Annotated in this window: 17 protein-coding genes and 1 pseudogene; 6 read left to right on the top strand and 12 right to left on the bottom strand. The window is 59.4% G+C overall.

What is annotated here, in order from left to right:
* Nucleotides 1–156: 156 nt before the first annotated feature.
* Both DSC91_RS04935 and DSC91_RS04930 read left to right on the top strand, forming a co-directional pair.
* Nucleotides 157–1,140: an AraC family transcriptional regulator gene (locus DSC91_RS04935; protein ID WP_115777095.1), complete on the top strand. Its 984-nt coding sequence runs from the start codon at nt 157–159 to the stop codon at nt 1,138–1,140.
* A 6-nt stretch (nt 1,141–1,146) separates the two neighbouring features.
* Nucleotides 1,147–2,202 (top strand): LysR family transcriptional regulator, encoded by a 1,056-nt coding sequence (locus tag DSC91_RS04930; RefSeq protein ID WP_115777094.1) that lies wholly within the window; start codon nt 1,147–1,149, stop codon nt 2,200–2,202.
* Between the two features lie 53 nt (nt 2,203–2,255).
* Here DSC91_RS04930 and DSC91_RS04925 read toward each other — a convergent pair whose 3' ends face one another.
* Nucleotides 2,256–3,350 (bottom strand): porin, encoded by a 1,095-nt coding sequence (locus tag DSC91_RS04925; RefSeq protein WP_115777093.1) that lies wholly within the window; start codon nt 3,348–3,350, stop codon nt 2,256–2,258.
* Nucleotides 3,351–3,816: 466 nt separating this feature from the next.
* Here DSC91_RS04925 and DSC91_RS04920 point away from each other — a divergent pair, with 466 nt between their 5' ends.
* Nucleotides 3,817–5,241 (top strand): spinster family MFS transporter, encoded by a 1,425-nt coding sequence (locus DSC91_RS04920; protein WP_115777092.1) that lies wholly within the window; start codon nt 3,817–3,819, stop codon nt 5,239–5,241.
* A 137-nt stretch (nt 5,242–5,378) separates the two neighbouring features.
* On the opposite strand, the gene DSC91_RS04915 is transcribed toward DSC91_RS04920, so the two are convergent.
* From DSC91_RS04915 to DSC91_RS04875, 8 genes are all read right to left on the bottom strand, one after another.
* A complete protein-coding gene (locus tag DSC91_RS04915; protein ID WP_115777091.1) occupies nt 5,379–5,852 on the bottom strand; it encodes a hypothetical protein in 474 nt (157 codons plus the stop codon).
* Between the two features lie 726 nt (nt 5,853–6,578).
* Nucleotides 6,579–7,193, bottom strand: a complete 615-nt coding sequence (locus DSC91_RS04910) for a hypothetical protein (RefSeq protein ID WP_115777090.1) — start codon at nt 7,191–7,193, stop codon at nt 6,579–6,581.
* Nucleotides 7,190–8,347 (bottom strand): AAA family ATPase, encoded by a 1,158-nt coding sequence (locus DSC91_RS04905; protein ID WP_115777089.1) that lies wholly within the window; start codon nt 8,345–8,347, stop codon nt 7,190–7,192. The genes DSC91_RS04910 and DSC91_RS04905 overlap by 4 nt, the downstream gene beginning before the upstream one ends.
* A 393-nt stretch (nt 8,348–8,740) precedes the next feature.
* Nucleotides 8,741–9,418, bottom strand: a complete 678-nt coding sequence (locus DSC91_RS04900) for a hypothetical protein (RefSeq protein WP_115777088.1) — start codon at nt 9,416–9,418, stop codon at nt 8,741–8,743.
* A 29-nt stretch (nt 9,419–9,447) separates the two neighbouring features.
* Nucleotides 9,448–9,777 (bottom strand): hypothetical protein, encoded by a 330-nt coding sequence (locus DSC91_RS04895; protein ID WP_115777087.1) that lies wholly within the window; start codon nt 9,775–9,777, stop codon nt 9,448–9,450.
* 449 nt (nt 9,778–10,226) lie between these two features.
* Nucleotides 10,227–11,354, bottom strand: a complete 1,128-nt coding sequence (locus DSC91_RS04885; RefSeq protein WP_115777085.1) for an aminotransferase class V-fold PLP-dependent enzyme — start codon at nt 11,352–11,354, stop codon at nt 10,227–10,229.
* A gap of 119 nt (nt 11,355–11,473) precedes the next feature.
* Nucleotides 11,474–12,700 (bottom strand): hypothetical protein, encoded by a 1,227-nt coding sequence (locus DSC91_RS04880; RefSeq protein WP_115777084.1) that lies wholly within the window; start codon nt 12,698–12,700, stop codon nt 11,474–11,476.
* Between the two features lie 210 nt (nt 12,701–12,910).
* A complete protein-coding gene (locus DSC91_RS04875; protein WP_115777083.1) occupies nt 12,911–13,795 on the bottom strand; it encodes a LysR family transcriptional regulator in 885 nt (294 codons plus the stop codon).
* Between the two features lie 127 nt (nt 13,796–13,922).
* Between DSC91_RS04875 and argC the strand changes: the two genes are divergently transcribed.
* Together argC and DSC91_RS04865 are read left to right on the top strand one after the other, a co-directional pair.
* Nucleotides 13,923–14,852, top strand: a complete 930-nt coding sequence (argC, locus tag DSC91_RS04870; protein ID WP_115777082.1) for an N-acetyl-gamma-glutamyl-phosphate reductase — start codon at nt 13,923–13,925, stop codon at nt 14,850–14,852.
* 343 nt (nt 14,853–15,195) lie between these two features.
* Nucleotides 15,196–15,852, top strand: a complete 657-nt coding sequence (locus tag DSC91_RS04865) for an aspartate/glutamate racemase family protein (RefSeq protein ID WP_115777081.1) — start codon at nt 15,196–15,198, stop codon at nt 15,850–15,852.
* A 253-nt stretch (nt 15,853–16,105) separates the two neighbouring features.
* On the opposite strand, the gene DSC91_RS37360 is transcribed toward DSC91_RS04865, so the two are convergent.
* Nucleotides 16,106–16,435 carry a hypothetical protein gene (locus tag DSC91_RS37360; RefSeq protein ID WP_162831339.1) on the bottom strand — a complete coding sequence of 110 codons (330 nt, stop codon included), beginning with the start codon at nt 16,433–16,435 and terminating at the stop codon, nt 16,106–16,108.
* A 455-nt stretch (nt 16,436–16,890) separates the two neighbouring features.
* Nucleotides 16,891–17,811 carry a proline dehydrogenase family protein gene (locus tag DSC91_RS04855; protein WP_115777079.1) on the bottom strand — a complete coding sequence of 307 codons (921 nt, stop codon included), beginning with the start codon at nt 17,809–17,811 and terminating at the stop codon, nt 16,891–16,893.
* Nucleotides 17,812–18,144: 333 nt separating this feature from the next.
* Here DSC91_RS04855 and DSC91_RS04850 point away from each other — a divergent pair.
* Nucleotides 18,145–18,669: pseudogene (locus tag DSC91_RS04850) on the top strand (LysE family translocator); the annotation flags it as partial.
* Here DSC91_RS04850 and DSC91_RS37355 read toward each other — a convergent pair.
* The gene (locus DSC91_RS37355; protein WP_162831338.1) at nt 18,603–19,025 is read right to left on the bottom strand and encodes a hypothetical protein; all 423 of its coding nucleotides are present in this window, start codon (nt 19,023–19,025) and stop codon (nt 18,603–18,605) included. The pseudogene DSC91_RS04850 and the gene DSC91_RS37355 overlap by 67 nt on opposite strands.
* Nucleotides 19,026–19,042 lie beyond the last annotated feature (17 nt).

Here is a 19,042-nt window from a genome sequence, read left to right as displayed (position 1 = left end):
GCAAGCCGCATTCAAATCCGGCAACTCAATGAGGGCGCCGTCGCGCGCCTGGTGAGTCATCGCGCTATCCGGGTCGATCCGTTCTTGCGCGAAAAAAATGGCCACCGCATGATGAGCGCGCTCCCCGCTTCACGCTCCCCGTTTCGAGGCCCATGAATGGAAATCGCGATTTCACGCCGAAACCGTAACCGTTTGATCGCATCGCATGCCCGCGAGGACATCGAGCGGGAAGTGTCACAGGTGCTGTGCCCGCACAAAATGGAAGTCGCCCACCGTGGCCCGCTCAACGCCGAGCTATACGGCGTCGCGCTCCATCAGGCGATGCTCCTCGAACTCCACTACGGCAGCGAAACCCACATCGACGCCGGCGACATCGGCAATCACTACCTGTTTCGCACCACGCTGAGCGGCCAATGCGCGCTGGAATCGGGTGGCGAACGCGTTTCGCTGCGGGCCGGGAGCCTGAGCGTGTCGTCGCCCGCGCGGATGAGCCGCATCGTCACGGATCGCGAATGCCGCAACCTGCTATTGCGGATCGACCGGCAGGCGCTCGAGGTCAAGCTTGCCGAGATGCTGAACGACAGCGTCAAACAACCGCTCGTGTTCGATCTCGCTTTCGACAGCGCGCACACAGGCACCACGGTTTTCCTGTCGACGCTGCGCTACCTGTGCAATCTGTGCGACCAGTTCGACGAGCCCGCGCAAGAGCGGATCTTCGGCCGCGATCTCACGCAGTGGCTGATGACCGTTCTGCTCAGCCAGTTGCCGCATTCGTACAGCGCGACGCTGGCGCGCGCTTCCTCGGTGCCGCTGCCAGTCCATGTGCGCCGCGCACGCGACTATATCGACGCCCACCTCGACGAGCCGCTGCGGATGGACGCGTTGGCGCGCGCAGCCGGTGTTTCGACGCGCACGTTGCAGAACGGCTTCAGCCAGTTCCTCAATACGTCGCCCGGGAGCTATATCCGCGAACGGCGGCTCGAGGCCGTGCACCGCGCACTCCAGACGCAGCCCGAGCGCTCGGTGACCGATATTTTCATCGAGCATGGCGTGCACAGCTTTGGACATTTCGCCAAGGCGTACGCGCGGCGCTTTGGTTGCCTGCCGTCGGCCACCGCGAAACGCAGGGTGTGCAACTGACTCTCCATGCAGACCGATCCCACTGAATCCACCGGCTCCGTTCCGCACGAACACGACCAGCCGCCCCTGACGGAGGCCGCCGGCGCTCCACGCGTGCAGGACCTCGACCTGAACCTGCTGAAGGCATTTCACGCGGTGTACATCGAGAAAAATGTCGGCCGCGCGGCGGTGCGGCTGGGTATCACGCAGCCTTCCGTGAGCCACGCGCTGGCCCGCCTGCGGCTCGTGTTTCGCGACGCGCTGTTCGTGCGCACGCCCGGCGGTGTCGAAGCGACGCCGCGCGCGCAGCGCCTCGCGATTTCAATCGATCGCGTGCTGCACATCCTGCAGGACATGCTCGATGAAGGCGCACAGTTCCGCGCGGCCACGTCGCGCCGCGTGTTCCGGCTGCATATGAGCGACTTCGCCGAAAGCGCGTTTCTGCCGACGTTGATGCGCGAACTCGATATGCGTGCGCCCGGTGTGGTGATCGAAACCCATCATATCGACGAGAGCCAGTTCAACGTCGCGCTCGAATCGGGCCGCATCGACTTTGCGCTCGGGCACTTCCCGCACGCATCGAGCCACTTTCACCATAGCGAACTGCTGCAGGAGCGTTATGTGATGCTGATGGCGCGGCGCGTGGCGGAGCAATTCGACCTGCGGGAAGGTTATACCCTGAATGCGAATGTGCCCGCGGGGTTGCACTTCATTGCGGTGACTTCGCATCCGCAATCGATCGAATTGCTCGAACGCCATGGGCTCACCTCGCGCGTGCGGATTGCGGTGCCGAACTTCATGGTGGTGCCGGCCATCCTGAGCCGTTGCGATTACGCGCTGATCCTGCCGCGCACCGTTGCGCGCGCGTTCTCCACGCTCGGCGAATCGGTCGTGTTCGAGATCGACGATGCGCTCACGTGGCCCGTGAACGCCTACTGGCATCGCCGTTTCGATGCCGATCCCGGCCACCGCTGGCTGCGCGGCCTGCTCATGGAACTGTTCCGGATCGGCGCCCGTGAGCCGTTCGACAGCTGGCTCGGCGCGCCGCTCGATCTCAATCCGGAAGGCGTGCGCAGCGCCTGAACGCGTCAGAAACCGACGCGCCGGTTCATCAGCGGGTCCGGTCGACCCGCCGCCTAGAAGGCGGTCATGATGCCGGCCACCACCGAGCTGGCGGTCGCGCCAGCCTTCGCCACCGACACGCCGCCACCCGCCGCGCCGTTGACCGTGAAGTTCGCGTGCGCGCCGTTGCGGATCATCGCCGCGCCCGTATAAAGCACGGTGCGCTTCGAAAGCGGATAGTCGCAGCGCACGCCGAACGAATCCGCATTGCCTTCGCTGTCGGCCACTTTCCGGTAATGGCCGTAGCTCAGCAATACCAGCGCGCGGCCAACCGGCACGGTGGCGTCGAGTTCGAACAGATCGTTGTGCGGGTTCGAACTGGCGGCGTTCACGCTCGTCGCGACGTCCGGCCCGCCGCGATGACGTAAATAGATGAAAGCCGGTTTGACGAAGCCGAAATCGTACGAGATCGCGCCAAGCGCGTAATTGCCCGCTGCGGTCGGACTGCTCGCGTTCAGTGCCGCCGCGCTCACCGGACTAAAGGTCTGCTGCATATAGTCGGCGTCGATCGACAGATTGCCGTTGACGTAGTTGAGCGACGCGCCGTACGTGTCGCCCAGCGTCGACGGCAGGTTCGATGCGCCGTTCCCGCCGCGCGCGGCGATTGCCCTCACCAGCACACCGCCTATACGCGGAGAGGAATAGCGTATCGAGTTGTTCACGCGAAGAAACGCGGGGCCGACGAAGTTATTCGCCGCATTGCCCCATGCAAGCCCCGCGCCGTCTCCCGGCAGGCTGTAAGTCACGAACGACGTATGCAGCACCGTGTAGTTAACGCCGGCCTGCATCGCGCCAAATGGACCCGAGAGTCCGACCCACGCCTCGCGTCCGAACAGCGCGCCGTTGTTGCCGAGCGTGCCGTTAGTCGAGTTGAAGCCGTTTTCGAGCTTGAAGATCGCACGATAGCCGCCCCCAATATCCTCACTGCCCTTCAAGCCGAATTGCGACGCGAAGATATCGCCGCTGCCCATCCGCACCACGTGTTTAGGGCCGAAATTCGCGTATTCGATCGACGTGTCGATCCGTCCGTACAAAGTCACGCTCGATTGCGCAAGCGCGGGCGCCGCTGCGAGGCTCAGCAGCGTCACGCACCACATCCGTTTGCTCATTCCATTAGTCCCGGCGAGAGTCTGGTTCAATCTGCCGCGCGGATTTGCCGTCGCGACGCTCGTGTTCCCCGCTGTTCCCAAAGCCTTTCGTTCGATGCAGCGGAAAACGAGGCGAGTCTAGGAACACCAATTTCGAGCGTCGATGAATGCACACATATAACACTTATAGACAGCGCGAATGACGTGCGCCACGCGCCGCACGGCGGCCTCTCGCGCCTTATGGGACACGCCTTTGCGGCCGCCCCCTGGGGAAAGCTTTAGTGACCTAGGGGAAGGTCGCCATCCATGCGCAGGCCTTGCGTATATGTTTCGGAAATTTGTTTACATACGCTGCATTTCCGGACCCCGTATGGCGAATCTGTCTCATACGGTGCCGGCCTCAAGCGCCGTGCTGTGTTGTCCAACTTCATCGCGATCTCATCGCAACTTTTTCGCTTTTTCGAATACCTGGTACAGGAGAATCGGCATGGCCGTATCAATGAGCAGCAACCCTGCGAGCAGGCGCTATACGTACGAGTGGTACGTGGTCCTGATCTGCATGCTCGCGTATGTGTTTTCCTTTGTCGACCGGCAGGTTCTCGCGCTGATGATCGAGCCGATCAAGAAGGATCTGCATCTGACCGATACGCAGTTCAGCCTGCTGCAAGGCTTCGCGTTTTCGCTCTTCTATGCGGTGATGGGCATGCCGCTCGCCTATCTCGCCGACCGCTTCGCCCGCCCTCGCATCATCGCGACGGGCATTGCGTTATGGAGTTTCGCCACCGCGGCCTGCGGCATCAGTCAGAACTTCATTCATATGTTCCTCTCCCGCATGAGTGTCGGCGTGGGCGAAGCCGCGCTGTCGCCTGGAACGTATTCGATGTTGAGCGACTACTTTCCGAAGGAAAAACTGGGGCGCGCGGTGGGCGTGTATTCGCTGGGTTCATTCATCGGCGGCGGCATGGCATTCCTGATTGGCGGATACGTGATCCATTTGCTCAAGCAGATGACGACGATCAGTGTGCCGCTTCTCGGCGACGTGCGTTCGTGGCAGCTCACGTTCTTTATCGTCGGATTGCCGGGCTTTCTCGTCGCGTTGCTGTTTATCCTCACCGTGCGCGATCCGGCGCGCCGAGGACTCGTGCGGGATGGCGCCGGTCACGCCAAGCGCGTGTCGATGGGCGATTCGCTGCGCTTCATCGGTACGCATGGCAAGACGTTCGCCTGCCATTACCTCGGCTTCTCGTTCTATGCGATGACGCTGTTCTGCCTGATGAGCTGGACACCTGCGTTCTATATCCGCCACTTCGGGCTCACGCCTGCTGAAGCGGGCTACACGCTCGGCACGATTCTGCTGGTGGCGAATACCGTTGGCGTGTTCTGCGGAGGGTGGCTCAACGACTGGCTCATGAAGAAGGGCCGCACGGACGGGCCGATGCTCGCGGGGTTCATCGGCGCGGTTGGGATGCTGGTGCCGGCGGTTGCTTTTACACAGGTCGATAGTCTGAACGGGTCGCTTGCGCTGCTGGTTGTGGCGATGTTCTTTGCGTCGTTTCCGATGCCCACTTCGACTGCGGCGATGCAGACGCTTGCGCCGAATCAAATGCGTGCGCAGATTTCAGCGGTGTTTCTGCTGGTGTCCAATCTCATCGCGCTTGGCATCGGCACGACGCTCGTCGCGTTGCTGACCGACAAGGTGTTCGGTTCGCCGAAAGCGGTTGGCGACTCGATGTCGGTTGTTAATCTTGTTGCCACGCTGCTGGCTGCTGGGTTGTTGTGGTTGGGGTGCAAGCAGTTCCGGCTGAGTCTTGCGCGTGAGCAAGGGCAGATGGGGTTGACGGTGGCTAAGGGAGATCATGGAGTCGACGACGCCGCTCATGCCGGCGACGCTGCGCCGCTCGTGGGACAGTAAGCCTATTCCTGCTTCTGTCTTAACCCGTGTCTTTGCACTATCTGCTGAGGGTGATGGTGATGGGAAAGCCGCCCGCTTTCGGGCGGTTGAGCCTTGGACGGCAGTCGATCAACCGAAGCCGTCCGCCTTCTCGATGGTTAATGTTGCACGGGAGAGGGTTGTTGGTCCGCGTCTTCTTCCTCGCTCGTCGCGGGTTCGGCTGATACTCGTTTGTGCTGGGCTGGCTCTGTGGCTGCGGGTGTTTCCGTCGTCGCTATTTGTGAGGCCTCTGCAAGAAGGCGCGCGGCACGATTCGCGGTGATGCGGCTTTGAGGGATGCCCTTCGCATCGAGCGCGATCACCTGGTATAACTCACGGTCACATTCGAGCTCCCGATGATATTGCTCTGCGGTGTCGACGAGCAGTTCGAGCATGGTTTGCTGACGTCGTCTTTCGTCGCTCGTGATGGCAGGATTCCTACACATTGAGGACGCAAGCGTGATCAATGTGTTGAGTTGGCTCAAGTGCCGGTTGCACAGGTCGAAGGTCTGCAATGCAAGTTTTTCGTACTGGAGCGCGTCGACTGGCGGGCGTGAAGCGGGTTGAGATTGTTTTGTAGATTTGTTGCTCATGGTGCGACCTCCCTGGTACTTCCTGGATCGCCCGACACTCGCTTGCTTGGATGGCGGGTGAGCGGGCACATGGCGGGTTTGGAAGACCGGGATACAAACAAACCGGCGAGCCTTGCGGCTCCCCCACCACAGCCCGCCCATTGGAATATAGACGTGCAGAGGTAGACGCACGACCCGCGTGAGCGGGTGTGCGGTTTGTATCTTCAGGCTTCCACACCTGGCCGCCGGGTGTTTCCCGATGGCTTGGTGATTATAAGTCAATGCAACCGCGTAGCGTTCAACCAGGCGGGCTAAGTGTTTGCGTTTGGCCGATTGGATAAAGTTTCGGCAGGCATCGGCGGCGCTTGGCGGGTTGTCGTGAATTCGGAGGAGGCAGAGGACGCGGGTGGTTGGTCTCTGCGTTGACAGTCAGTGCACAGGCGTATCTGGGCTTCGCCGGTGTCCGAACTTGGTGGTTCATGACGGTTCATCGGTCTTAGCGGACGCCGGGCTTCCATCTGATCGCAACCGGCCGATGACTGCTCTCCGAGAACGCGGAGGATTGAAGTCGCCCCGGAGCGGTCTGTTGTTCCGTGGTTGAAAACGTCCGCTAAGCAACCTCAAACGAATGCTCGTAGCCAAGACTGGCTTTTCCGCCAGGCCGCTCCCGTTCAACCGATAGCCATCCGCGCCCGGCTCCATGTTCCGTGACTACATACTCGCGGCCCTAGGCCGTCGTTTAACGACTCACCTTTCTGCAACATCCTGCAGTAGAGCGGCGACTCTTGGAATTGCCCGGGCTAAACTTGGCGCTCGATCGACGGCCCGACCGACATTCCAGTGGTTTTTCACGAACTCTGTCATGTGAATGTTGTAGCCTAGGCCAACCGGCGATGTAGCCCCTTTCCCAGGCAGCATCTCGTCACGCAACTCTCTCCGTTTGCTCTTCTTGACGAGGGCGAGTAGCGCTTGTTTTGGGTCGGGCTCCATCTCTGGGTTCCCTGGAAACAAGTCTTTGCTAACTACGGCAAATTTTGAGAACCCGATATGGTCCGCAAGGACCCATGCCTCGGCCTCCTTCACGGCCAGTCGCATAGAAAGTCTTTGGCTGACATCCCGAGGAAGCCACGAATTGCGCTGCGTCACCACGCATGGTGCTTGGTCCGCATCGGCGATCATTAACACAGGCATCACATTTCTTGCGACATTGTTCATCGCCAGAATTTTTTGCTTGAAGGGGCCCGCTCCTCCGGCGACGATTCTCTGCTGGATGTCTGCGGCTATGCCACTATGTGCAATCAGGGCGTCAGCGATGGCACAGCACAATTCGTCCTCGCCTACGACGAAAACGGTCCCGGTCATGCGAACAACCCAAGCTGATCGATTCCTTGCGGATGTGTCTTGGGCAACAAAATTTCCGCAGGAGACAGTCCCGATGACATCAACTGAAGTTCGGTTTCGTTTGCCACTCGCGCGACGGTGCCGTCACTCGCCGGTTCGAGCAAAAGAATTGCCCTGCCGTCTAAGGGGTTGCGCAACAGTGCCTCACTGTGGGTCGTGATAATCACTTGCCGCCCAAACGCCTTTTGTTTTCGTAGCACGCGATCGATCATCAACGGGATATGAGCCACGATCGCGTCATTCAGGGAAAGCTCCGGCTCTTCCAATAGCAGCAGCGAATTGCTCTCTTGTAGCATCCAAAGAAGCCCGAGTAGCCGCAACGTACCATCCGAGAACTGATCCTCACGCTGCCATGCACCGTGGGTGCGCCAATGTTGGTAAGACGCCATCAAGTGCGGCAGACCGGTGACTTTGTCTTGTTCGAACTTGAGTTGATTGAATTGCGGTACCGCCCTCTCCAGAGACTGTTGTATCCGACGCAGACGTGCATCACGCGTTTTTTGTGGCGTCTTGGCAATGCGCTGCAACAGACCCTGCCCGAATGGGTCGCCCTCCACTATGCGCGCGCCAATCTCGGTATGCTTGAGCAGTTGTGGCACCAAATGAAGATAAGTGGTTTCACGGAAAAAATCGGCGACGTCCCGGAAACCACTATTTGAATTGATTTGCTCGATAGCCGTCTGGGTTAGTCGTAGTGAGTCCCCTTTATCTTTATTATCTGGGCGATCAAGAACTGGGGTCGTCCGGCCCTCGCGCTTCACAATTTCTCGCGTAATCAGGATGCGATGCAGGCCCTTTCCCTCGGGTTTGAACGCGAGCGTGTATTCCCATACAGGATCCGAGTCTGCATCCTCCGAAATAGCTACGTGTATTTCAACTTCGTTGTCTGTCCGCGCTTGCAAGCACCGCAACTTCGTCAAGCCGCCCCGGTCCTCGATAGCTTTTTGCAGCCCACCGCCCGCGGGTTTACAGATATCTCGAAGAAAACGAAAGACATCGAGCAGATTTGATTTTCCAGAGGCGTTGGCACCGATTACATATGTACGACTTCTCAGAGGCACGTCAAGATGCTTGAAATTGCGCCAGTTTTTTAGTCTTAGTCGGGTGATCAGCATGTGCGACCTGTTCAATGATTTCTGCTGAGCCAAAACAGCGAATGGTCCTGTGCCCTCGGTCGGTTGAGAGCCGCCGCGGTAAGTATAGCGCGGCACCCGGCAACTCAGAAAAGCCTCGTCGGCTTCTTGGCGTCACCTGCGACACTCCTGCCGCTTGCGCAGTCTTTAGTGTGTCGCATCGACCGGTTGAATCCGCACCTCGTAAGCGGATGCTGGCAAACAGCTTGCAAAGGACCGTTCATGCCCGTACCGCGCCCCTCACCCGAGCGCTGGGATCGCCTAGGGCGCGCGTTTCATGCAAAAAGTATGAGACGACCTAGGGCGGTTCTTCGACGCCGAGTGGTTTCAACGGCCTGCTTCGAGTCCGAACGGCCATTGTCTGCTACGCGGGTTCTAGCGAGGCGCCACCACCACACGTAGTGTGCCAGGCTCAGGACGGTTCGGGCCGTTAATGTGCGTCGCAACCCTGCCAATGCCGCGCTCAATCGCATACGTCAGGGTTGTAAACGGCGTGTGCACCCAAGCTTGGCTATTTGCGCGAAGTAGCTCCGCGTCCGCTTCCGCCGGCGACTGAATCGCGGCCACGACCGTCAGTCCAGCGGGCTGGCCGTCAACGTTCATTGCGGCAGGTTGGTTGTTCCTACCGTCGAAGATCGGGGAAGGTGGCGTGACTTGCCAGCCCGCATCTTCTAAGAGGTGCCAAACCTGCTGTGCGACGTCGAAACACTCGGGGTCGTTTCGTAGATAGACAATCTGAACGCTGCCCACGGTTTCGCCCCGGAGCGCCTCTAGAAAAGCGGCACGATTGAACTGCCGCGGTCCGACCTGTGCACGGAGCTGCTCCAACTTGAGCACCGCAGTTGCAGCCGACTCATTTGATTTTGCCGCCAATGCGTTCGCTGAAGCGATACGCTCATCCGATTCCCGCTGAGTGACGGCGGCTACTTCTCTGCTAACGATTGCCCCGAGGAGCCCCGAGATTGCAGCCACGGCGCCACAAATGGCGGCGATCCATATCAACCAAACAGATGCTGCGTCCCAGAACTCCGGCGGCTTCCCCCATACTTGCATTTGACTAGTCTCTTCGCGCTCGACAATTGTTAGAGATCGCCTTCGTCAATCTGAACGACGAACGGGGTAGCAACATCGACGGGACCATTCGGATCGTAGCGCCGGCGAAGATGCCCGACTATCTCGCGTATCCGGGCCTCGATTCTCGCCTGCTCTACGCCATTACTTGAGTCGTATCGGTCGATCGCTTCCGTATCTACGACGACGACGAATGGAGCGTTGCGTCGCGGCGCGTCATCAGGCCCAACGACTACCCAGTTAACGACGACGTGGTTCGGACGACTGCCCTCCTGGAATTCAACATCATCCGGAAATTCGCCTTGAAGGATGGCCTCGATCCATTCGGACTCGCGGGACATATTAACCTCCGTGTATGCATTTCGAGGATCGTAGCATGGCGGCCAGACTGCCCCAAACAGCAATAAAACCAAGACGCGCCTGTAAGAATATTGGAAGAGACCAACGATCTACATAGCTTAGCGGCATCAACTGACCGTAGGTCGCCGAACCCGGAAGTACGCGGCGGCTCCCGACTCGTTTTACCGGCCCATGACGGGCCGGTCGCGATCCGACTGCGAGGTGCGGGACTAAGGTGGCTGCTGGCCTGCCTTACGGGCCCGGGTAATTCCGGCGGCTTCAAAATCGCAGTCCCCCTCCCCGCCTGCCCTCCTCTTGAGGAGTTTGTTCTGACGCAGCAGGCCACCGGCTATCGTGGCACCAGTCTGCATGCGATTCCCGACCGTTTCAGTGTAGAGTCGTTGATGCAATTCGATGCGCGCAGACATCCCCCTCAAAAACAAAAACCACCCTAAAGAACACTATCCAGCGCCTTCGCAAGCCTACCCACCGCACCTTCAACATCATGCAGCTTATCCAAGCCGAATAACCCAATACGGAAGGTTTTAAAATCCTCAGGCTCGTCGCATTGAAGCGGAACACCAGGCGCGATCTGCAAGCCGGCATCAGCGAACTTCTTACCGGACCGTATTCCGTCATCATCCGTGTAACTGACAACAACCCCCGGCGCCTCAAAACCCTCCGCCGCCACGCTTTTAAAACCCTTCTCCACAAGAAGTGACCGAACACGCTTGCCGAGTTCAAGCTGCTCTACTCTCACCTTATCGAAGCCGTATGCCTCGGTCTCCTTCATGACGTCACGCAACGTCGCGAGACCGTCCGTGGGCATCGTTGCGTGGTACGCGAACCCACCGTTCTCGTAGGCTTCCATGATCTGCAGCCATTTGCGAAGATCACAAGCAAAACTGGTGCTGGTTGTTGCGTCGATTCTTTCGCGGGCAAGCGGGCTAAGCATGACCAGCCCGCAGCACGGTGACGCGCTCCATCCCTTTTGCGGCGCGCTGATCAGAACGTCAACGCCGCTCGCCTTCATGTCGACCCACACCGTGCCGGAGGCAATGCAATCCAGTACAAACATGCCGTCGACGGCATGCACAGCGTCGGCCACCGCGCGCAAATAAGCGTCCGGCAGCATGATCCCGGATGCGGTTTCGACATGCGGCGCAAAGACCAGATCCGGCTTGTGTTCCCTGATCGCAGCGACCACGTCTTCGATCGGCGGCGGTGCATAGGCAGCCTGTCTCCCTTGTTCGACCGGGCGCGCCTTCAGCACGATCGATTCAGACGGAATGCCGCCCATGTCGAAAATCTGCGACCAGCGGAAACTGAACCAGCCATTCCGGATGACAAGACACTTCTTGCCCGTCGCGAACTGCCGGGCAACCGCTTCCATGCCAAACGTCCCGCTGCCCGGCACGACAACGGCCGACTTCGCGTTGTAGACCTTCTTCAGAGAACCGGAAATATCACGCATGACTCCTTGAAAGAGCTGCGACATATGATTGATTGATCGGTCGGTGTAGACGACTGAATATTCGAGCAGTCCCTCGCGGTCGACATCGGGAAGTAAGCCAGGCATGTTTGTCTCCGGTTTTGGACGAATATAAGGATCGCAAACACATTCTAACGAAAGCCGCCTGTAACGGCCCGTTGCATACGCGAGTCAGCGCGCCCAGTGGTCCATGCGAGTGACTGCGCCTACTCCCATCCCTGATATCCGGCAGGCTGCCCCGGATTGCCGTAACCGGCGGGGTACGGCCGCCGCAGTTCAGGCGGCGTGTACATCTCGTTGTATGCCGGATAGGCAGGCGGGCGGCCCACCATGATGACCTGCTGCGCCGCCGCTTGAGCGGGCGGCCGAGGGACATAGGCGGACTGCGCGTCAACCGGTTGGTACCGAGCGGGCGGATACGGAGCCGGCGCGTATTGGTTAGCCTGAACAGTTCGAGGCGGCGGCGCGTAGTCCCGCCTGGCGTACCCGCCTGACTCCTGAAACTCTGTTGACGTCTGGTTATAGGCCGGCGCCGCTGCGTATTGCTGAGGCTGCCGGGATTGTTGGGGCCACTGATTCTGATATTGCCGAGCTTGCCGATTGTAAGCCGCTTGAGTCCCCTGCTCCGCCGCGTATTGCGGCTCCTCATCGGCCTGCCGATATTGCGGCGCCGCCCGCTGAGCGTTCTGCAAATCGCGCCTCGGCGTCACTTGCGCTTCGTCATCATGCGGCAATGCCGTCACGGCTTGCGTCGGGATCAGTATGGGAGGCTCGGACTCGGTGGCAAACAGCTTCGGCGGCGTAGTCCGAGCAGGAACCTGCTTCAGAGGCACGGGCTGCGTTTCAGCCCGCTTAGGCGGTGTAACCCGCAGTGAAGCCTGCTTCAACGACGCGACGACCACCGGTGCAGAAACCCGCCTCGGCGGCGCAGACGCGACTTGCGCCGGGCCGTGCTTCAGCGGCACAGGGGCGGCCTGCACGACGACCTGCCTCACCGGCGCGGCTCGCGCAGCGGCATCCCGCTTCGGCGATGCGACCGGCGCGGTTACGTGCTTCGGCGGCGCGGCTTGCGCTACAACCCGCCTTGGGGGTGCCACCCGCTCGGCAACCGGCTTCGGCGAGGCGGGCATGGCCGGCGCGGCAGGCTGCTTTTGCCGATGCTTCACCTCGTCGCCCAACGTCGCATAGGATTTCGAGTCTTCCCTGGCGCGCGCGTTATAGCCGATGAAATACGCATAACGCAGGTCTGCCAGGCGCGCCTGAATGTCGGCGTCGGAGGAGACGCGTTTTTCGCCGGGGTCGAGAGAGGCGTCGACGGTCGAGTCTTCGAAGGCCGAGGCTGCAGCATCAGCGGCACGGGCGGATTCGGGATGCAGCGCGCCCACCGAAGACACAAGCGCAGCGGCTACCGCAACGAGCACTTTTTTTTCCATACCTTCACCTCGGAATTCCGTGCGACAGACCGCGTGGGATTCTCCAATCTCAGGACCGGAACTTCACTCGCGCTTACGGGTTATCGACTATTTCTAGCACGTCCTTAAGGGCCCAGGGTAGTGTTTCCGGGTATAACCCAGGCGAAAGCCTGGATGCCGAACAACCATGGCAATTCAGCGAGCACGAACCGAGGCGGCAAACGGCAACGCCTAAGCCAATCGGAAATCCCACAACACATCGAGTACGTGTTGGGTGGAACGCTCGACGTACCCCGCACGATGAGCAACGCCAAGGCGACGCCACAACGCAGGGCGCAGCGGACGCATGGCAATGCGCTCGTCGGGCAATGGCGTCGTGGCCTCATGAGGCAGCAGTGCCGCGCCGTAACCTGCCGCGACCAGACTCTTGATCGCGTCGTTGTAGTTGAGCTGAATGCGCGGTGCAGGATGGTGACCGCCAGTCGCAAACCACTCCGCGGTCAGACGCGAGAGACGCGTGGTGGTGTCATTGAGAATGAGCGGCTGAGCAGCGAGCCACTCCGGCGTGACACGAGCCGGACACCGCCAATGTGCCGGCACGAAGGCCATGACGGGGTCGCGACGCCAGGGCTTGATGACGAGTCCAGCTACCGGGGACTGAGGCAGCGCGACCAGCCCGACATCCAGCGTTCCATCGGCCAGCCGGGTTAGCGTTTCATGCGAAGTGAGAACCGCAACCTGAATGTCGATAGCGGGATGGTGCTGGCGCAGCACCTCGAGCGCTTGCGGCAACAGGTGCGCGATCGCACCGGTCGATGCCCCGAGCCGCACGCGCCCGGCGAGCCCTTGCACCTGGCGATGAACGTCGTCCAACGCCTGCTCCGCGTCAGCCAGCAGGCGACGCGCGCGCTCTACCAGCAACTCGCCTATCGCCGACGGCCGGACGTGTCCGCGCTTCCGTGACAGGAGTGGAGCCCCAATGCGCTCTTCCAGTTCAGCGATGTGCAGGCTGACCGTTGGCGGCGCCAGGTGCAGCGCACGCGCCGCGTCGGCGAATGAGCCACGGTCGGCAATAGCGACCAGGGTGCGCAAGCGGTCCAGGCTGATCTCTCGCATGTCGGTGTCCAGATTCAGAAAAGCTGAATGTTAGCGTTGTGAAATTCAACTTTTGTTATTCTAGCCGTGCGCGGAAGATAGGGGCTCGCTTTACTTGTCATGACCCTGTCACTGGAGTATTTCGCGCATGAGCTCTCCTGTTGTTTTCATCGACGGCGACCAAGGCACCACCGGGTTGCAAATCCATGAACGGCTTCGCGACCGAAGCGACCTGAAGCTATTTACGCTTCCCGCCGCGGAACGCAAGGATCCGAAGCGTCGCGCCGAGGCCATCAACGCCTGCGACATCGCCATCCTCTGTCTACCCGATAACGCCGCGCGAGAGGCGGTGGATACCATCGTCAATCCTGCAGTCAGGGTTATCGACGCAAGTTCCGCCCACCGCACGCAGCCAGACTGGACATACGGTTTTCCGGAGATGGCTCCGGGACAGGCGGAACGTATCGCAAACGCACGTCGGGTCACCAATCCTGGTTGCTATCCGACCGGTGCGATTGGCGTGCTGCGTCCCCTGCTCCAGGCCGGGCTGATACCAGACAGCTATCCGATCAGCATTCACGCGGTGTCCGGCTACTCGGGACGCGGACGTGCCGGCGTGGAGGAACATGAGCGGCAAGGTGCCGTCAACGCGCCTGCCTATCAGGTCTATGGACTGGAACTCGCGCATAAGCACACCCCGGAGATCCAGCAGCACGCCGGGCTCGCGCAACGGCCCATCTTCGTGCCTGCGTATGGTGCGTTTCGCCAGGGCATCGTGCTGACCGTGCCCTTGGCGTTGCGGCTACTGGCGCCCGATGTGGATGGCGCCGCGTTGCACGCATGCCTCGCGCGGCACTATGCCGGGGCGGCTCACGTTCATGTCTTGCCGCTACAGGAGTCGTGCGTCTTGAAGCAGCTGGATCCTCAAGTGCTGAACGGTACGAACGACATGCGCTTGAGCGTATTTCCCAACATGACGCACGGGCACGTGCTGCTATCCGCGGTTTTCGATAATCTCGGCAAGGGTGCATCCGGCGCTGCGGTTCAGAATTTGGACTTGATGCTCGCGCGGGAATAGTGGTCGATTGATTGGGCTAAAGTTTGGCCGCGCGTGTGTGCCGATGATTGTTGTGAATCTGGTCGTGAGCGTCGGATGTTTCATCCTGGGCGCGTGCTGCCTCGTGAAAAGGCTGCACACGAACCTGAGCGGACTCTGGCATATACCAGAAGCGGCCATTGATACTCTCTTTGTCTGCGAGTGATGGAGACCATTTGTGGAGGGAGGTATCAAACATACCGGTAGAACAGGTTGCCTTGTTAGACGGCGCCGGCGTTGAAACAATGCCTGTGCTTCACCGGTCTCCATCACAGGCACGGAAGCGAAGAAACCGACGCGAGCAATCTAACGAAGGAGACAGCTAATGCGTATATCGTTTTTGCACACGGTCGATGGGAACAAACGCGTATTTGACGACGCGGCCAAAACGCTTGGCTTGCGGGTCGACAACCTCCGCCATGAAGTCCGGTCCGATCTTCGTGAGGCTGTCCAGGATGCGGGGACGTTTTCGGCCGCCTTGAAGGAGGAGACAAAGCGTTGTCTTCTGGCTTTGGCGGCCCACGCGGATGCCGTCATCCTGACTTGCGCTACGCTTGGGCCGGCTGTCGAAGAACTTGAAAGCACGCCAGTTCCCATTGTGAGAGCAGATGTCGCGTTGGCCGCTGCGGCTGGCAAAGTTGGGGGCAAAATCACCGTGTTGTGTGCGGTCGAGGCTGCCGTCGAGCCGACCAGAAAACTTTTCGAACGGCACGCGAGCGACACCGTTAGGTCAGTGGACGTCACCCATATTGCGCGGGTGTGGGCGCTTTTCAAAAGTGACAACATCGACGAATGCTTCGCTGCCATCGCGGCATCGGCGAATGAAGCATATGAAGCAGGCGCAACCGTTGTTGCATACGCTCATCCCTGGATGGCGCCAGCGGTGAACCTCGCGCGCAACGGAAGCCAGCCGCTTGATAGCGCCCATGCGGCGTTGCGCAACGTGATGCAGCGAATCGGCGGCCCCTCTCTCTGCATCTGACATTCGACCGTGGTGCCAGATTGCCGACGATCTTCATCCCAATGTCGAACGTCTGAAACTGGCCGTACCCGTGCCTATGCCGACCGGCTCAGGTCGTTTAGGTTTGTTCGACGCCTGCCCTTGTCAGCTGCCGCGTGAGCGCACGACGACGCGTGCGGGCAGGCGTTGGACAAGCCTAAACGCACACGGCCGACTGCCGTCCGCCATTCAGAACCATGCAGCCGCTCCGATAGGGATAGTCGATTGCCGCAGGTCAGGTCGAGATTTGATTGGAAAGCAGCGCTGCTGAATCCTCAAACCACCGGAGGAACATATGGATAGCCTCAGTGACGGCGGGCATCGACGCATGTAAAGACAGAACCCCGTCGGTGTCGCGTGGCCGAATAAGTACTTTTACCGGTTCTGCCGGCGGGCAAAAAATGAATGACTTGCCCGCGCGGTCGAACTGTTCTCCCCAGTTTGTCAAGAAATTGAAAATCCCATATTTTTCCCAATCGCGCTCACACTCCACAACGGTCCGACCGTCATCTTCAAGCATTTGATCGCCTCGAGCCCCGTACAGCAACCCATCCAGACGATCCATTAGATGTTCATCAGTTAGGCCGTCCAGATCACTTAGCCAAAGATTCGGAAGTGCCGCCGCAAGCTGCTTGAAACCCAGATATGCCGGATACAAAGAACATCGAGGATCGGAGAAATCGCCTATCGGAGTGTGTGTGCACCACACCCGCATCCTCCCGTAGACTGCGGATGGGAGTACCAGACCGGGTTCAATCATGGCCTCTATCGCAAACTCAGATTTCACACCGAATAACATCGATCACTCACTGTCCGTGGTCCTAATGCAGTAGCGTCATAATGAATTGCAGTGATTGTCGACGATTCAGGCACCGGTGTCGAACGACCGGGGTTGGCCGACCTGAGCCGGATGACGACCGGCTCAGATCGAACCGCCGCCGGCCGGATTTCTCGAAAGCAGCCATTCAAGCCGGAACCAACGATCAGGTCGGTCCCGATCCAAGGGGCCTGCTGTAACTGCTAGCGAGCCCAAGCGCTACGTATCATCGCCGCCAGGATATATCCGACGATTCGTGGATTCTCCCTGATTCGCCGGGTGCTGTAACCATACCAGTCATGACCGTACGGCACATAGACGCGGACATCAAATCCTTGTGCAAGCAAAGCATCACGCTGCGGCTCGCACACGCCTAGCAACATCTGAAACTCGAAACGTGAGCGGTCAATCCGTTCGCATTGCAGCCAATTGGTCAGTACATCGATTAATTGTTCGTCGTGCGTTGCAATGCCCACGAACGATCCCGCCTGTATTGCGCTCGAAACGTGCCGAACGAAGTGCGCGTTGATCGCTGCCCGATCCCTCGATGCACCGTCCACAAGATGCTCGTTTGCTTCTGCATAAATTCCCTTGCAGATGCGCATGCGGCTCTTACGTGCCTGCAATGGGACGATGTCACCGTTCGTGCGCGTCAAATACGCTTGCAGTGCGATCCCGACTGGATATCCGTCGGCTTCGAGCTTCAGGAACGCGTCGAGCGTTTTCCGGGTGCAACGGATGTCTTCCATGTCGATGCACGCACTGATTCCGTGCAATGCCGCGGCTCGCAGAATCACCGAGACTCGCGCCATGCACGCGTCTTCGTCGAGATGCAACCCCAGCGCGGTCAATTTTATCGACAGCTCGGTGGGCTCATTTTGCTCGCCGAGCGCCTGGACGAGATTGAGATAATCGCGAGTCATCGACTCTGCCTGATCGGACGACGACGCGGTCTCGCCCAACACATCGACGGTTGTTCGGAAGCCTGCTGCGTGGAGCGAGTGGATGCGCATGCGCGCATCGCAAAGCGTTTCGCCGGCGATATAGCGGCGGGAAATCTTACGGATCAGCGAACGGGGAACAAGCGGGATGGCGTGAGCCGCCATCGTATTGAGAATACGCATGTTGTGGTCTCATGAAAATGCAGTCGCACGAATCTGGATGCGATAAGTCGATTCGAGCGACATCACCGGGCTGTTATTCAGAACAGATCCGGGACGAATGCCAAGCCGGATGCAATCAATGCATCGACACAGGCTTTCAGTGCGTTTTCGAAGGAGGCCAGGCAGCTGCGTACATTATTCGAGTGGAGTCTTTAGCAGTTCACTACGGGGGGCGGCAAAACCTGCTTTCGTTATGTCAGTCAGGCATCGCGAATCCTAGCACGAACGAACGGTGGTCATGAGCCGATGCGAGTTGTGTCAGGATTGTGACTATCAACAATTGGTGCACTCCCCCGGATTGCCGGCTTTGCATCGCTTGCCGGAATTCAGGCGGGAACCTACTGCCACGCAATGGCGGCAGCGTTTGGCCTGTCCCAGCTGTTTCTCGCTGTTCCCATTGCTTACGATGTAGTCCGGTTCGCTGGCGCGACCTACCTGCTCTATCTTGCGTGGAAGACCTTTCGCGCGTCCCCAATCCCGACTACACCGGCAGGAAGCGAAGCTCGTTTTCCCGTTCGAAAGATTTTCAGGCAGGGCCTGCTAACCAATCTTCTCAATCCGAAGATGGCGTTGTTCGTCCTTGCACTGTTCCCACAATTTGTGCGTCCGCAGGATGGAGCAGTGGCCGTTCAGATCTTGACGCTCGCAACGGTGCTTAACCTCATCGGACTGGTCGTCAACGGTGTTGTCATACTTTCCGCAAGTCAACTTAGCCGGCGGTGGGCTAGCCAACGCCGTCAGTCGCGGGTCCCTCAATATCTGCTTGCGTCAGTTTTCGCCGGATTGGCAGCGAGACTTGCTGTCGAGAGCAGCAATTGAACATTGGAATGAAAAGCGTGCTTTGTTGCGACACCAGACATTAATAGACGACGATCCAGCCCGATCAGTTGAATATCCCAAGTTGGCCGGGATGGCGACCGGCTCAGTTCGGTAGAGTCGAGATGCGGTGCGGTAGCAGTAGGTTGGATTTGTCTATTGCCGCCTCTTTCGTCTAGCGGTGCCCGATTAACAATTGATCGCCAGAGGCAGACAGAAGTCGGAGTGGCGCGCAACTTTTTCAAAAAAGATGTGCTTTTTAATAAAAACTGTTGCGCACGGTCAAGCTCACCTATAAAAAGTCGAGCAAGCTCCCGACGTGCCAACACGGCTGCGCCGCGAAAAAAAAGACCGATCAAGAACGGGGAATGTCAAG

This window comes from Paraburkholderia caffeinilytica, from assembly GCF_003368325.1.
GTDB lineage: Bacteria > Pseudomonadota > Gammaproteobacteria > Burkholderiales > Burkholderiaceae > Paraburkholderia > Paraburkholderia caffeinilytica.
Note: the sequence above shows the minus strand (reverse complement) of the source record. Positions and strands in the feature narration are given on the sequence as shown.